At 67.3% G+C, this 13,826-nt stretch carries 14 protein-coding genes and 1 other RNA gene; 6 read left to right on the forward strand and 9 right to left on the reverse strand.

Translation table 11 applies throughout. From position 1 onward, the window contains the following. Window positions 1–502 precede the first annotated feature (502 nt). Entirely contained in the window at window positions 503–778 is a 276-nt protein-coding gene (locus ACAH01_RS03345) for a hypothetical protein (RefSeq protein ID WP_372480228.1), read from the reverse strand. A gap of 74 nt (window positions 779–852) precedes the next feature. Next, on the reverse strand, window positions 853–1,239 hold the full coding sequence (locus ACAH01_RS03350) for a hypothetical protein (RefSeq protein ID WP_170092567.1): 387 nt from the start codon (window positions 1,237–1,239) through the stop codon (window positions 853–855). A 73-nt stretch (window positions 1,240–1,312) separates the two neighbouring features. Between ACAH01_RS03350 and ACAH01_RS03355 the strand changes: the two genes are divergently transcribed. The 3 genes from ACAH01_RS03355 to ACAH01_RS03365 all read left to right on the forward strand — a co-directional run bounded on the left by ACAH01_RS03355 (window position 1,313) and on the right by ACAH01_RS03365 (window position 3,096). Further along, a complete protein-coding gene (locus ACAH01_RS03355; protein ID WP_372480229.1) occupies window positions 1,313–2,398 on the forward strand; it encodes a geranylgeranyl reductase family protein in 1,086 nt (361 codons plus the stop codon). 93 nt (window positions 2,399–2,491) lie between these two features. Next, the gene (locus tag ACAH01_RS03360) at window positions 2,492–2,716 is read left to right on the forward strand and encodes an antitoxin VapB family protein (protein WP_012807798.1); all 225 of its coding nucleotides are present in this window, start codon (window positions 2,492–2,494) and stop codon (window positions 2,714–2,716) included. Further along, a complete protein-coding gene (locus ACAH01_RS03365; protein ID WP_372480230.1) occupies window positions 2,713–3,096 on the forward strand; it encodes a type II toxin-antitoxin system VapC family toxin in 384 nt (127 codons plus the stop codon). Before ACAH01_RS03360 ends, ACAH01_RS03365 begins: the two co-directional genes overlap by 4 nt. A 30-nt stretch (window positions 3,097–3,126) precedes the next feature. On the opposite strand, the gene ACAH01_RS03370 is transcribed toward ACAH01_RS03365, so the two are convergent. Together ACAH01_RS03370 and ACAH01_RS03375 are read right to left on the reverse strand one after the other, a co-directional pair. Then, entirely contained in the window at window positions 3,127–4,215 is a 1,089-nt protein-coding gene (locus ACAH01_RS03370; RefSeq protein WP_372480231.1) for an aminomethyltransferase family protein, read from the reverse strand. A 47-nt stretch (window positions 4,216–4,262) separates the two neighbouring features. Then, window positions 4,263–5,492: a PGF-CTERM sorting domain-containing protein gene (locus tag ACAH01_RS03375; RefSeq protein ID WP_372480232.1), complete on the reverse strand. Its 1,230-nt coding sequence runs from the start codon at window positions 5,490–5,492 to the stop codon at window positions 4,263–4,265. Window positions 5,493–5,764: 272 nt separating this feature from the next. Here ACAH01_RS03375 and ACAH01_RS03380 point away from each other — a divergent pair, with 272 nt between their 5' ends. The 3 genes from ACAH01_RS03380 (at window position 5,765) to ACAH01_RS03390 (ending at window position 8,005) form a co-directional block, all read left to right on the forward strand. Beyond that, window positions 5,765–6,736, forward strand: coding sequence for a hypothetical protein (locus ACAH01_RS03380; RefSeq protein WP_372480233.1), 972 nt, complete (start codon window positions 5,765–5,767; stop codon window positions 6,734–6,736). A 202-nt stretch (window positions 6,737–6,938) separates the two neighbouring features. Then, complete coding sequence (locus ACAH01_RS03385; protein ID WP_372480234.1) at window positions 6,939–7,784, forward strand: aldo/keto reductase; 846 nt, start codon at window positions 6,939–6,941, stop codon at window positions 7,782–7,784. A gap of 98 nt (window positions 7,785–7,882) precedes the next feature. Further along, a complete protein-coding gene (locus tag ACAH01_RS03390; protein WP_018256486.1) occupies window positions 7,883–8,005 on the forward strand; it encodes a hypothetical protein in 123 nt (40 codons plus the stop codon). Window positions 8,006–8,069: 64 nt separating this feature from the next. On the opposite strand, the gene ACAH01_RS03395 is transcribed toward ACAH01_RS03390, so the two are convergent. The 5 genes from ACAH01_RS03395 to ACAH01_RS03415 all read right to left on the reverse strand — a co-directional run bounded on the left by ACAH01_RS03395 (window position 8,070) and on the right by ACAH01_RS03415 (window position 13,583). Then, window positions 8,070–8,363: a hypothetical protein gene (locus ACAH01_RS03395; protein WP_153554417.1), complete on the reverse strand. Its 294-nt coding sequence runs from the start codon at window positions 8,361–8,363 to the stop codon at window positions 8,070–8,072. Between the two features lie 95 nt (window positions 8,364–8,458). Further along, a complete protein-coding gene (locus ACAH01_RS03400) occupies window positions 8,459–8,653 on the reverse strand; it encodes a hypothetical protein (RefSeq protein ID WP_372480235.1) in 195 nt (64 codons plus the stop codon). Window positions 8,654–8,732: 79 nt separating this feature from the next. After that, window positions 8,733–9,109: RNase P RNA component (gene rnpB, locus ACAH01_RS03405), an RNA gene on the reverse strand. A 25-nt stretch (window positions 9,110–9,134) separates the two neighbouring features. After that, window positions 9,135–10,304: a nicotinate phosphoribosyltransferase gene (locus ACAH01_RS03410; RefSeq protein WP_372480236.1), complete on the reverse strand. Its 1,170-nt coding sequence runs from the start codon at window positions 10,302–10,304 to the stop codon at window positions 9,135–9,137. An 84-nt stretch (window positions 10,305–10,388) separates the two neighbouring features. Then, window positions 10,389–13,583 carry a methyl-accepting chemotaxis protein gene (locus ACAH01_RS03415; protein WP_372480237.1) on the reverse strand — a complete coding sequence of 1,065 codons (3,195 nt, stop codon included), beginning with the start codon at window positions 13,581–13,583 and terminating at the stop codon, window positions 10,389–10,391. Between the last annotated feature and the right edge of the window lie 243 nt (window positions 13,584–13,826).

Raw genomic sequence — 13,826 nt, forward strand, 5'->3', positions numbered from 1 at the left:
GGGTACGGGGAGTGGACAGATATGCGTTGTGAGCGAGGGGCGCGGTGAACGCAGTGAACCGCGGCCCTCGGAAATGCGAGCGGTGAACGGAGTGAGCCGTGAGCAGCGGAGCTGTGCGGTGCAGAGCGGCGACTCGCGAACAGCAAGGTGCGCGGTGAACGCAGTGAACCGCGGCCCTCGGAAATGCGAGCGGTGAACGGCGTGAGCCGTGAGCAGCGGAGTTGTGCGGTGCAGAGCGGCAGTCCGCGAACAGCAAGGAGCGCGGTGAACGCAGTGAACCGCGGCCCTCGGAAATGCGAGCGGTGAACGGCGTGAACCGTGAGCAGCGGAGCTGTGCGGTGCAGAGCGGCAGTCCGCGAACAGCAAGGAGCGCGGTGAACGCAGTGAACCGCGGCCCTCGGAAATGCGAGCGGTGAACGGCGTGAACCGTGAGCAGCGGAGCTGTGCGGTGCAGAGCGGCGACTCGCGAACAGCAAGGAGCGCCTCGAAAAGACGACCGCCGTTAGCGGCGTTTCTCTTCGGCCAGTTCGACGTACCGCTGGAGGAACGAGTCCCGATCGTCGGCGTCTGCTTCGACCGTTTCGAGGAGGTCTTCCAGCCCGGGTCGTGGCTGGTGGGTCAGGTCACTGTGACAGGGCTTGCACAGGTACTCGAACTCCTTGTCCGTGCGGTCCCAGCGGTCGCCGTGTTTGTCGTACTCGCGCGCGTCGGACTGGGAGACCGACTCCCCGCAGGCGATGCAGGTGACGACGTCCCGGGAACTCCGGGAACCGAGCATATATTCGGGTTGTACGCCATCCCACTTATAGTATCTGCCCCGCTAGTGAGGCACTCCTATCACACCGACGATCGCTACAGGACGGCGACGACGCCGTAGACGATCCCGGTGACGACGGCGGCCGAGACGGCGGCGGCAGCGAGAATCTGCACTGCGCGTTTGCGGTCGCGTGCGACGGCTTCGGCGTCGGTGACGCTGCCGGCATCGTCGGCCGACCCGGAGAGGTCGTACCGTGCCAGGGCTCCGAAGGCGACACAGAAGCGAACGTAGTCCTGGAAGACGCCGACGAAGCCGCCAAAGAGGAAGGCGAAACTGCCCAGCAGGTACCGCTCTGGGAGCCCGAACCACAGCACCGCCGCGACGTAGGCCGCCGCGCCGAGGAAGCCGGCGATCCCGGCGACGCGTCGCTTGCGTCGTTCGTCTCGTCCGATGTTACAGACGCCTGGCTGGTAGCCTGCCATGTGTGGCCTTCGGGAGTCGACCGGCAAAAGGGCAACTGACAAGGTATTTGTCTCGGCTGGCCGACTCGTCGGTATGCACGATTTCGTCGTCGTTGGCTGCGGGCCGGCGGGCGCGCGGTTCGCCCGGCGGGCGAGTGAGGCCGGCCACGACGTGCTCGCCTTCGAACAGGGCACCGTCGGCGAGCCACTCGCCTGCTCGGGCCACGTCAGCACCGATATCTGGGAGTTCGTCCCCGACGACGCCCGCGACGAACTCTTCCAGAACGAGATTCGCGGTGCCCGGTTCCATCGCGGCGGCCCCGACAGCGAGGCCCACCGCTTCTACAAGGACGAGGTGATCTCGAACGTCATCGACCGCGTGGGGCTGGACCGGCGGCTGGCCGACTGCGCTCGCGAGGCCGGCGTCGATCTGCGGGAGGACCACACGGTGCTCGACGTGACCGAACACACCGATCGCGTCACCGTCGAGGTCCGCGGTCCCGACGGGACGGCGACTCACGACGCGCGGATGGTCGCGGGGTGTGACGGCCCGCAGTCTCGCGTCCGGCGCGCGCTCGACCTGCCCGAACCCGGTGAACTCCTCCACGGGGTGCTCGGCTTCACCGAGACGGTCGACCGCCAGCACTTCGTCGACGTACACCTCTCCGTGCCACGGTTCTTCGCGTGGCGCATTCCCCGCGGCGAAGCTGGCGTCGAGTACGGACTGGCGACGCCGCCCGGCCACGACGTGAGCGAGCGCTTCGAGTCGTTCACCGCGGAGTACGGTGTCGACACGGACCGGCGCTGCTCGGGGCTCATCCCGATCGGGCCACCGAAGCGCGTCACCGGCCGCCGCTCGTTCCTGATCGGCGACGCCGCGGCCCAGACGAAGCCGTTCACCGGCGGGGGCATCCTCTATGGCATGACCGCCGCCGACCACGCGGCCCACGAGATCGATCCCGACAGGCCGGGGACGTTGGGCGACTACGAGCGAGCCTGGCGCGACGACCTCCGGACCGACATCCGACTGGGCCACCTCGTGCGTGCCGGCTACTCGCTGCCCGGTGTGGTCCAGAAAGCGGGCATGCGAGCCTTCGAGGGTGAGATCGGCGTCCACATGGACCGCCCGTCGACGCTGTTCTCTCGCGAGCAACTGAAAGCGCTACTGGGTCGGTCCTGAAGGCGCTCCGTGACGGGCAGCCGCTGTTTTCGTCGCCTGCCCAGCCGTGCGAGCGCAGAAGCTATAACTGAGTATACACCTACACGTACATCTATGGGCACGAAGAGTCTCACGATCACGGACGAAGCGTACGAGCGATTACGGGAACACAAACGCGAAGACGAGAGCTTCACCGACGTGATCAACCGTCTCACCGGGAGCGACCGCGACGTGATGAAAGGATTCGGAGCGATGAGCGGCGTCGACGGCTTTCGGGAAGCCGTCACGGCGACGCGTGACGATCTGGATGGCGACCTCCGAGAACGATCCGAACGATGATCGCGTTCGACACCTGTTTTCTCCTGGATTACCTCGACGGCGTCGACGCTGCTGGGGCGTACCTCGAAGCCCACGAAGACAAGCCCCTTTTCACGCCGTCGCTGGCGCTCTTCGAGGTGTATCGCGGGGCCGCTCGGACCGACGGTGTCGACGGGATCGAGCGCGTTGCATCCGCGCTCGACTGGCTCGAGCCACTCCCGTTGTCCGAACCAGTGACGAGAGAAGCCGCTCTGATCGAAGCCGAACTCCTCGATGCCGGAGAGCGAATCAATCTCGGCGACACGCTCATCGCCGCCGTCTGCCGACACAATGGCGCGTCGCTCGTCACGCGAGACGAACACTTCGAGCGGGTCTCTGCCCTCGAAACCGAGTCGTACTGATCGACGCTCTCCGACCGGTCGGCCGTTGTCCTATTCGGCGTACCGCGGAAGCCGCGCGGACTCGTCCGAACCGGTGACGAAGGGCAGGTCGGCGACCGCAGCCTCGACTTCCTCGCCGTCGACCCGGACCGACAGCGTCCCGTCTGGCAGCTCGTAGTCGACGCTTGCGAGGGCGATCGGTTCCTCGCGGGTCGGGCTCTCGACGGCCCGCGTCACCGCGCCGACGCTGGCGTCGTCGACGAAGACCGCGGCACCCGACGCGGGGACGACACCACAGGTGAGTCCGACGAGTCGCTTCGAGGGCCGCCCCCGGTTGTGGACCCGGGAGACGACCTCCTGTCCGACGAAACAGCCTTTCTCGTAGTCGACGCCGTTGTCGAGGCCGACGACGTTCGGAATCTGGCCCTCGATCTCGGTGTCGAACAGCGGCGTCCCCGCTTCCAGCGTCAGCGCGTCCCACGTGTCGTATCCGAAGGGGGCGGCGTTGAGCCCGCGGTTCTCCAGCGTGTCGTACACGTCGCGGGCCACGTCGGCGCTGCAGACGACCTCGAACCCCTCCTCGCCGACCAGTCCGTCGCTGCGAACGACGGTCACACCGGCGTCGACCATCGACCCGCGGACGAACGAGAGCGGCGTTTCGGGCGTCGCGGTCTTGTTGAGGACGCTCGCGATCTTCTCCGTCGCCTTGGGGCCGTGGACCCCGAAGACCGCGAACTCGTCGGTCGCGTCGGTGATCGTCACGTCCTGGATGAACGTCTTCTCGCGCCAGTCCTCGACGAGCGGCTCGGCGCGGGCCGGCGGGACGAAAAGCAGCAGTCGCTCGCCCGCGTTGTAGACGTAGAGCTCGGTCTCGACGTGGCCCTGCGGGTCGAGCAGCAGCGAGTAGCTACCCTCGCCGTCGGTCGTCGGGACGCGGTTCGAGACGGCGTTGTCGACGAAGTCGATCCGGTCGTCGCCGGTGACCGTGACGACGCCGTACCCCATCTCGATCACGCCGACGACCTGCCGGACCGCCCGGTGGACTCGTTCGGGGCGACCGTAGTTGGCGACGACGCGGTTCCCGCCCATCGTCCGGAACGTCGCGCCGCGATCCTCGTGAACGCCCTCGATGACAGTCATTGCCCAGGAGTGGGTGCCTCGGCGAATTAAGGGTGGCGCACTCCGGGCTACAGTCGGCGTGCGAGCAGTGCGATCCCGACCAGTCCGGCCAACAACGCTCCGAGCCCAGTAAAGCCAGGCCCGGTGAGGCTGGTCGGCTCCGTGGTCGTCTGTTCGGTGGCGGTCGCCGTGTCGCCTGCCGTCGTCGTCTCGGCGTCGGCGTTCGGATCGACGCCCTCGACGGTCGCTGTCGCCCCAAGATCACCGCTGGTCGCTTCGATCACTGTCTCGCCCGCACTGTTCACGGGAACGGTGACCTCGCCGTTCTCGTCCGTCTGGCCGACGGTGTCGTCGCCGACCGCGATGCTCGCATTCTCGACGGCGGCACCGTACTCGTCGGTGACCGTCACGCGTACCGACTGTCCCACGACGACCTGTGTCTGGTCTGGCTCGACCGAGATCGAGTCGATGCGCTGGAGCGAGACGTTCTGTCGGACCGTCGACTCCCGGACCGTCAGCGACCGGGAAACCGTCTCGTAGCCGTCCTTCGTGACTTCGACCTCGTAGTCGCTGTTGACCGGAAGCTGGATCGTCGCTTCGCCGTCCGAGAGCGTGGTGACGGTGTTCCCGGCGACGGTAATCTGGGCGTCGATGACCGCACGTGGTTCCTCGAAGTGGTCGTCGACGACGGCGAACGTCACCAGCCGGGACGCCTGCTTTATCTCCACCCGACGGGTCACGTCACCGTCCACGGTCAGTCGCGTCCGGTTACGGAGATAGCCGTCCTTCCGGACGATCAGCGTGTATGTCCCCTGTTCGATCATCTGAGACGTGGCCGTTCCGCTGTCGTTCGTGCGGGTATCCATCACGGTGGTGCCAGAGCGGGAGAGCCCCACGACTGCGTCGTCGACCGGCCCGTCGGCGTCGACGACCTCGATCGCAGCGGTTCCGGCCGCGGTGGCCGGCACCGTCACAGCTTCAGTCGTCGCGTTCTCGACGGTGAACGGCTCGTTGCGCACGTACCGATCGTCGTGGACTGTGATCGTCACGTCTGCCCCCGCAGGTACGTCGACCAGGACCTGTCCGTTCGCACGGGTCGTCTCGTTGATCGAGCCCCCTCCAGCCGCTTCCCACGATATCGTCAGGTCGATACCTCCCAGCGATTCGTCGTCGCGGTCGACGACGGTGACCGTCAACGTCTCCTGCTCTGTCGACTGGCCCCCAGCGGTACCCACCGCGCCTGCAGACACGAGTAGCCCCACACACAGCAGAGCGAGCGTACTGCGAGTTCCGGACATGTGACGGTACACGACAGACCGCCACATCAGTATTGAGAACTTACCACGGGGTGTGATCTCGCGACTGACGCCGACGGAGCGCCACTGTGCTGTCGTGCGGTCGAGTCCCCGCCGTGCGTCCCAACCCACAGACAGAACACCGACGCGCCTCGCGAACGTCGGCCCGTATCGTCTCGCTAATGCTGCCGACTGCCCCCAGTGACGAGTCCGTCCCCGCCAGCCGGGACCGGTCGGTCACAATACATTTGCCGGACGGCGTGTCACCACTGTGTATGTCCGATTGGTCCCGGCGTTCCCTCCTGACAGCCGTCGGTCTCGCTGGCGTCGGCTCGCTGGCCGGCTGTTCCGCGCTCGAATCGACCGTCGACGAACCACAGTTGTCCTACACGCTCTCGGTCGACGAGATCGGCGAGACGCTGCTCGACAGGGTCGGCTGGTCGCCCGACGACGGCGACGCGCCCTGGGCAGCCGAGCAACGCCGCCTCTACGACGCGGTCCTCGATGGGGAGCGATACACCACTGTCGGCTACGATCTGGTTCCCGACGAGCAGACCTACGTCGAACACGATGGCACCTACTACGAACTCCACTCGACGACGACCGGCCTGCGCGAGATCGAGCGGTCGGTCCTGCGACTGGAGTGGGTCGGCCGGCGCGACGAACTCGACGACCCGCCCGCGGCGATCGAGCGCGAGGACCTCCCGCCGATCGACGCCCGCGCCGTGTTCCCGGCGTACGTGGTCGCCCGCGCTCGCGAGTACGGCGGCGGATACCCCCACGACATCGTCGAGGAGGGTGGCTCCGTCTACCGGTTCCTCGACGACGGCGACAGCGAGCTGGCCCCCGACCCGGACCACCAGCACGTCGTGGTCCACGACACGATCCTCGAAGTGTCGGTCACACAGGTGCGACTCGAGGAACCGGTCTACGCGGCGATGGCCCTCGAAGTCGCCGACTCGGAGGCCGCCTTCGAGCGGGCCCTCGACGGCGCGCTGGTCGACGTTCGCGTCGACGAACCGCTCCCGGACGACCAGCGGCGGCTGTTCCAGCGGGCCGCCGCGGGCGAGTACGAGGAGACGACACCGCTGTCCGAGGAGTACCGCGGCCTGCTCCAGAGACTGGAGCGCCACGACCTGCTGGACGCCGACCCCGAACGCCAGCGCTCGCGGTTCGAGACCGGTATCTACCTGAAGTACGACGGCCGATTTTACAGCTTCGACGTGTACGTGAACTCGGCCGACTGATACGACCGGCTGTACATCTGTGACCGATTTCGCCACTCCGGGGTGGCGAAGCTCGTCACGAAGGTCCCGCCGGCAGTATGACTGCCGGGCGGCACGGACGATCCCTTCGCCGCTGGTCGGTGTTGTGTTCGCGCGCTTCGGGTGCAAAACATGGGTGTCACGGGACGAACCCTCAAACGGCTCGCCCCCGACCGTTCACACGATGGCCTACAACGAGAGCGACACGTTCGACATCGGCGGCGAACTGACGGTCAACCGGCTCGGGTACGGCGCGATGCGACTGACCGGCGAGGACATCGTCGGCCCGCCGGCCGACGAGGACGCGGCTCGGGACGTGCTCGAACACGCCGACGAGATCGGCGTCGACTTCGTCGACACGGCCGACTCCTACGGCCCCGGGGTCAGCGAGCGTCTGATCGGCGAGGCCCTGCACGTCGACCGGGACGACCTCGTCGTCGCGACGAAGGGCGGCCTGTTGCGCAACACCGACGGCGACTGGCTCCCACACGGCGACCCGGACTACCTGCGAAACGCCGTGCTCTGTAGCCGCGATCGGCTCGGCACCGACCGGATCGACCTCTACCAGCTCCACCGGCCCGACCCCGACGTGGCGTTCGAGGAGTCCGTGGCGGCACTCGCAGAGTGCAAGGACGAGGGACTGATCGACCACGTCGGGCTCTCGAACGTCACCGTCGAGCAACTCGAAACTGCCGAGGAGATGGTCGAGATCGCGACAGTCCAAAACGAGTACAACGTCGCCAACCGCGAGGACGAGGCGGTCCTCGAAGCCTGCGAGGAGAAGGGCGTCGGTTTCGTTCCGTGGTTCCCGCTCGGGGCCGGCGACCTCGGCGAGAAGCGCTCGGTCGTCGAGGACGTGGCCCACGCCCACGACGCGACGCCGTACCAGATCGCGCTGGCGTGGCTGCTGGCTCACTCCGACGTGACGCTCCCGATTCCCGGCACGTCGAGCGTCGACCACCTCGAACAGAACGTCGCCGCCTCGACGATCGAGCTGACGACCGACGAGTACAATCGCCTGACCGAGTGAACGGGCGGGCGACCGGCGTGTGTCGACGTACCGCCACCCGTGCGTATGTTACACATTCTCCATAAACATTCATTATGGATACGCCCCATTGGGTAGGTATGGCGACACGCCAGTCGACCACGACGCCGACGTATCACACGTGCAGCTGTGGCGAGCAGTTCGACAGCACGGACGCGCTTCTCGAACACGCGCGAGAAGCACACGGCCTCTCGGTATTCTGAGGTCGCTGGCAGCGATACCGTTTTTTCGACGCCGAATCGACGAGCGACGCCGCCAGACGGCGTCTCACTCGGACTGATCGAGCCCGGCAACGTCCGGGCGGACGCGGAACCGCTCGTAGCCGCCGTGCGAGAGGTCCAGTGCCCCGAGCCACCAGTTCCACCGCTCGACGAGCGTGTGCCCGTCGGGCGCGTCGTCGAGGTTCGCCAGCACGTCCTCGACGGAGAGCGGGTAGCCCAGATCCCGCGCGATGCGACACGAGTCCGCGAGATCCTGGGCCTGCCGCGAGACGATCCGCCGGCTCCGCTCGTCGGCGTCGTAGCGATCGGCCAGCGCCTCGTCGAGTGCCTGTCTGTCCACACCGACCCTCTAGCCTGGACTCTCTTGAACGTACTGGCGGTCCTCGTTCGGCTCCCGACGACCCGCGTGTCCAGACACTCGGTCGGTCCACACCGTCAGTAGCCGCCGCCGTCGCCGAAGCAGCGACCGCACTTGCTCGCGTCTCGCTCGTCGAGGGCCCGTTCGACCGGGAGCACTCGGAGCTGATCGTGAGTGACGGTCGTCGTCGCACCGCACTCGGCGACGCCCCGGCCACGCTGTGGCTCGTACTTGTGGACCGTCGCCGTCGACTCGTTGAGCAACCCTTTCATGCCGTGTGGTAACAAACTACTGGCAGATAAGACATCTGGCTAACAGATTGGTGACCGGTGGCGTCGCTGGCGAGTTCGTGGCTGAGGGGAGTAAGCCCCCTTCTGTTCTCTCGGCATTCGGCTCAGCGTCCGTACCCAGCGCGTTCGCGCGGTACCGGGCTACCTGTCGGCACGGACTTGCACCGGTGAGGATTCGCCGTTCCATCCGTTCTCCACCGTCGGCCATCCCTGACGGGATGGCACCTCCCTCGGCGGGTCGACTCCCCATTCCTTATCGGCTCGCGCCGCGTCGGTCCGGGTTCGCACGCCTCATCGGTCGGGTGGAGGGGTCTCGTTTCTGTTCCAGCGCCGACGGTCTCCCGCCCCGGGCTTGCGCCCGGTCACCCGCCCAGCGGGTGGGGGGACTTTCCTCATGCGCGCACGATGTGCGCTCACGGAAGCCGGTCTCCCTCTGCCACCGGAACCTAGCCGGTGGGCGTGATTAAGCCTTCGTCCCGCCGTCGACGGGCTCGAACCCGACGGCGTCGGCGTCGTCGGCCGCCCGCTGGGCAGCGGCGTCCAGCTCGAACTCGCGGACGACGGTCCCGTCGCGCACGAGCGGTTCGAGCAGGGCCTCCCCGCCAGCCGGCCCGTCGCGGTCGGCCAGGCCCACGTGGTGGCTGCCGTCGGGCGTCCGGTACACCTGCTTCGTGCCCGTGAGCTTCCCTCGCTTGGCGGCCGGCTCGCCCTCTACCTCGACGATGTCCAGCGCGAAGTCGACGGGATCGGCGTTGCTGACGTACCCGCCGACGCCGAACCCCTCGACGACGCCGGACAGCCGCGCCAGCTCCCTCGGTCCGAGGCCGCCGCTGGCGAAGATGCCCACGTCCTCGTGGCCGTGGGCGTCGAGCGTCCAGCGAACCTCCTTCAGGATGTGCTCGAAGTCCCCGCGCCGGGAGCCGGTCGTGTCGATGCGGACGCTCTCTAGGTCGTCGACGGCAGCGGCCGCGCGCAGCGACTCGTCGACCTCGTCGCTGTAGGTGTCACACAGCGTGATCCGCGGTACGTCGGCGTCGACGCCCTCGTCGAAGGCCCGCCACGCCTCCTCCTGGTTGCCCCGGCCGAAGCAGATCACCAGCGCGTGGGGCATCGTCCCGCCGGCTGCCCGGCCCAGCACCTCGCCAGCGGCGACGTTCGAGATGCCGTCGAGGCCGGCCAGCAGCGCCGACCGCTCGACCATCGCACCGATCGAGGGGTGGACGTGCCGAGAGCCAAAGGAGAGGACCTGCGAGTCGGGGGCCGCACGGCGGGCCTCCAGCGCCCGCGTGGCGACGCCGGTCGCGTGAGAGAGGAATCCGAGGAGCGCCGTCTCCAGGCGACAGAACTCTCGGTACGGCCCCTCGATCCGCGCGACCGGGCCGCCGTCGAACAGCCGCCCCTCCGGAATCGCGTCCACGTCGACGCCCCGTCCCTCGAAGAGGTGGGCCGCGTCTTTCAGCCCGGCGAGGAGCTCCCACTCGCCGGTCGGGAACTGGTCTGCGGTCACCTCCGCCACGACGTGTGGGTTCTTGCCGGCGTGGTCTAGCGCCTCGATCGTCCGGTCGAAGTAGGCATCGGTCGCCCGACCCGAGCGAATCTGCTCGGGCGAGACGATATCGAACGACTCTGTCATTGGCCGACGTTCGGGAGCCCCGCGAAAAAAGCTACCCGTGTCCGCGTTGTCCGCCGTCGACAGCGTCCTGGCGGCTCCGCGCCGTCACTCCGCGCCGTCGTCGGGCGACCAGCCGCCGTCGGCGCTGGCTCCCGCTGCGCTCGCGTCGCCGTCGGCCGCGGACTGCTGGACCTCGAAGGCGTCGACCAGTGCTTCGAGGTCGTCGGCCATGTCGGCGACCGAGCGGACGTTCTGGGAGATGTTGTTGACCGAGGCGGCCTGTTCTTCCGCCGCAGAGGAGACGCTGGTCGCCTCGGCCGCGGCCTGCTGGCTGACGCTGCTGACCTCGTCGACCATCGCGACGACCTCCTCGGTCGAGGCGGCCTGGTCGTCGGTCGCCTCGGTGATCTCTCGGACGCCGTGCTCGGCCTCGGTGGCGCTCTCGGCGATCTCGTCGAACATGGCGATCGCGTCCTCGATCGTGTCGGCACCGCTCTCGACGCGGTCGCGCATCGACTCGATGTCGTCGACGGTCTCCCCGGTCGTCGCCTGTAGTTCGGTGATGAGATCGTCGATCTCCTCGGTCGCCGCGGCGGCCTCGCCGGCCAGCCCCTTGATCTCGTCGGCGACGACGGCGAAGCCCTCGCCGGCCTCACCGGCCCGAGCGGCCTCGATGGAGGCGTTGAGCGCCAGCATGTTCGTCTGCTCGGCGATGTCGGTGATCATACTCACGATCTCGCTGATCTCGTCGATCTCGGATTCGAGCGCCGCGACCTGTTCGACCGCCTGCTCGGTCTCCGCTTCGATCCCCTCGATCTCGCGGGAAGCCTCGCTCGCCCGCTCGCTCCCGGCCTCGGCGCGGTCTGCGGCACGTTCCGACGTGTTGGCCACGTCGACCGCGGAGGAGGCGACCTCCTCGACCGTCGCAGACATGTCGTTCATCTCCGCGGCGGCCTCCTGGAGCTGTTCGGACTGGCGGTCCGCGCCGTGAGAGATCTCCTGGACGGACTCGGCGACCTCCTGACTGGCGCGCTCGACCTCCTGTGCGCTGGCCGCGGCGTCGTCCGTGGCCGAACTCACCTCGCGTGCGATCGACTGCACTCGTGCGATGCTCTCCTCGACGGCGTCGAGGCCCGCGTCGATGTTGGCCATCACGTCGCCGTACGCGCCGGGCAGGTCGGTGTCGAGGTCTTCGTCGAGCCGTCGCTCGCTGAGCGCCGTACTCGCCGTCCGGAGCCGGTCGAAGCTCTCTGAGAGTTGCTGGAGTCCCGCGTCGAGTTCGTCCATCACCGCGCCGTACTCTCCGGGGAGGTCGCTGTCGATCTCCTGATCGAGTTCGCCGGTCCGGACGTTCTCGCTGGCCCGGCTGATCTGGGCGAAGCTCGTCCGTAGCTGTGTCATGCCCTCCTGGAGGTCGGTCATGATGTCGCCGAACGAGCCCGGCAGATCCGTGTGGAGGTCGTCGTCGATCTCGCCCTCGCTGAGCGACGCCGAGACGGCCTCGATCTCCGTTATCTGGCGGGTCAGGTTCGCCTCCATCTCCTCGAAGGCCTCGACCATCTCCCCGATCTCGTCGTCGCGGTCGTCCACGTCGAGTTCGCCGTCGAACCGTCCCTGTGCCATCTCTGCGGCCCGGTCGCGCATCTGTTCGATCGGACTGGCGACGTAACGCGCGACGGCGTAGCCCGCGGCGACGACGACCAGCGCCGCGATGCCCGACAGTAACAGGATGAGGTTGCGGGCGTCGTCGGTGCGTTGCTGGAGCGCGTCTCCCAGCGCCGTGATCGGTCCTTCGATGTCGCTCTCGGGAACGGTGCCGACGAGCGAGAACTGCCTGTCTCCGACCTGCAAGGGTGCGTACACGACGTATCGGGTGGTCGCTTCGCCGCCGACCGTTCGCGTGTGCGTGGCCATGCCCGACTGGGCGGCCAGCATCTGCTCGGTGGTGATGTTGCCGAGCTCCTCGCCGTACTCACCCTCAGCCACGTCGACACGCTGTGCCACCTTCGTCTCGTTGGGGTGGCTCACCATCTCGCCACGGTCGTTGACGACGTAGAGGCTGCCGGTCTCGCCGACCGACACGCCGTTCGTGATCTCCGTGACGATCGAGTAGTTGAACTGGGCCACGACGACGCCCTGGAACCGCCCGTCCTGGTACACCGGCGTCGAGACGTACATCCGCTGACTACCGTTTTCCTCCTCGATTCGGTTGAACGCGACTTCGCCGTTGGCGACGGAGCCGGCACTGGTGAACCAGCTCTTGTCGGCGTACCACCCCGAACCGTCGCGCTCGGTCACCGCCCGTTCGCCTTCGCGAGTCGCCCTGACGACCTCGCGGCCTCGCTTGTCGACGAAGATGATCTCGTCGTAGGCGTAGCGCTCTTGCCTGTCGACGCTGACGGTCCGCGTCTCGAGGTATCGCTCGAAGGAATCGGCCAGCCGTGCCTCGCTGTCAGCGACGGCTCGCTCCTGGAGTTCGTAGTAGTACACGCTGGGTGCGACGATCCAGTCGAAGGGCTCGTAGTAGGTGTAGGCGACCAGCTGGGTCTCCGTGGGGTTGCCGTCCTGTGTCGTGTCCTCCCACTCGTACTCGGCGACGCCCCACGTCTCGCCGTTGCGCAGCGCGGGCGTCGACTCGATGTTCGCTTTGATGTCGTCGAAGACGGTCAGGCTCCCGCCGGAGTCGTCGGCGAAGTTGTGCCCGTCTTCCAGACGGTGGTGGATCACGACGTTCGAGTCCAGGTCGGTCACGTAAGCGTAGCCGGTCTCGCCGATGTAGCCGGGCTGGAACGTCTCGTTCATCGTCCCGTCGGCGGTCGTCCCGTCGCCGGCAGTGCCCGCGATGATCCGCTCGACGCGCTCCTTGACCGCGCGCTGCTCGCTGGGGGACAGTTCCTCCCACTCGCGCCCGTCGTACTGGGTGTCAAGCACGGTCTGAGTCGTGCTCTCGATGGCGTTGCGCATCTCCAGGGCCGTGTAGCCGACCTGTCGCTGGCTGGCCTCCTGGACGAGTTGCATCTCTCCCTGTCGAGCGGCCTGGTAGTTGTCCATCGCGCCCGACTGGGCGAGCGAGCGCATGTCGACCTCCCGCTGGTCGAACTGGTTCTGTAGCGACGACTGCCGTGCCTGTACGCTGTTGTTCAGGTTGTCGGTCATCGCCCCGCGCAACTCCTGGGCGCTCCGGTCCTGGGCGTCCTGATTGAGCGACCCCATGTTCTGTGTCGCCAGGGCTCCGACACTGCCAAGCGGCAACAGCGAGATCGCCAACATCAGCACGACCAACTTTACCTTCAGGTCCATACTCATACGTACCAGAACTTCTGCTCTTAACTCCACGTGCCGCGTTTTTTGTTTTGATAGCGCGACGACCTAACCAAATAGCCCGCTCCGATCGATCGCTCGCCGCGGCTGATCCCGGCGGCCGTCACTTCGTGAAGCGTCTCCGGTCTGTCCTGGCGAGGTCGTTTACAGATTCTCCGTTGACCGTGTGACAGAAGCCGTTCCACGAGGACTCTTTCAGCGACAACGGGCAGAATCGATTGG

The organism is Halomicrobium sp. HM KBTZ05 (assembly GCF_041530035.1).
In the GTDB taxonomy this organism is placed as follows: Archaea; Halobacteriota; Halobacteria; order Halobacteriales; family Haloarculaceae; genus Halomicrobium.

Excerpts from the sequence above, each read along its gene's own strand:
- ACAH01_RS03345 (WP_372480228.1), bottom strand. The coding sequence starts at position 778 with ATGCTCGGTTCCCGGAGTTCCCGGGACGTCGTCACCTGCATCGCCTGC.
- ACAH01_RS03350 (WP_170092567.1), bottom strand. The coding sequence starts at position 1,239 with ATGGCAGGCTACCAGCCAGGCGTCTGTAACATCGGACGAGACGAACGA.
- ACAH01_RS03355 (WP_372480229.1), top strand. The coding sequence starts at position 1,313 with ATGCACGATTTCGTCGTCGTTGGCTGCGGGCCGGCGGGCGCGCGGTTC.
- ACAH01_RS03360 (WP_012807798.1), top strand. The coding sequence starts at position 2,492 with ATGGGCACGAAGAGTCTCACGATCACGGACGAAGCGTACGAGCGATTA.
- ACAH01_RS03365 (WP_372480230.1), top strand. The coding sequence starts at position 2,713 with ATGATCGCGTTCGACACCTGTTTTCTCCTGGATTACCTCGACGGCGTC.
- ACAH01_RS03370 (WP_372480231.1), bottom strand. The coding sequence starts at position 4,215 with ATGACTGTCATCGAGGGCGTTCACGAGGATCGCGGCGCGACGTTCCGG.
- ACAH01_RS03375 (WP_372480232.1), bottom strand. The coding sequence starts at position 5,492 with ATGTCCGGAACTCGCAGTACGCTCGCTCTGCTGTGTGTGGGGCTACTC.
- ACAH01_RS03380 (WP_372480233.1), top strand. The coding sequence starts at position 5,765 with ATGTCCGATTGGTCCCGGCGTTCCCTCCTGACAGCCGTCGGTCTCGCT.
- ACAH01_RS03385 (WP_372480234.1), top strand. The coding sequence starts at position 6,939 with ATGGCCTACAACGAGAGCGACACGTTCGACATCGGCGGCGAACTGACG.
- ACAH01_RS03390 (WP_018256486.1), top strand. The coding sequence starts at position 7,883 with ATGGCGACACGCCAGTCGACCACGACGCCGACGTATCACACGTGCAGC.
- ACAH01_RS03400 (WP_372480235.1), bottom strand. The coding sequence starts at position 8,653 with ATGAAAGGGTTGCTCAACGAGTCGACGGCGACGGTCCACAAGTACGAG.
- ACAH01_RS03410 (WP_372480236.1), bottom strand. The coding sequence starts at position 10,304 with ATGACAGAGTCGTTCGATATCGTCTCGCCCGAGCAGATTCGCTCGGGT.
- ACAH01_RS03415 (WP_372480237.1), bottom strand. The coding sequence starts at position 13,583 with ATGGACCTGAAGGTAAAGTTGGTCGTGCTGATGTTGGCGATCTCGCTG.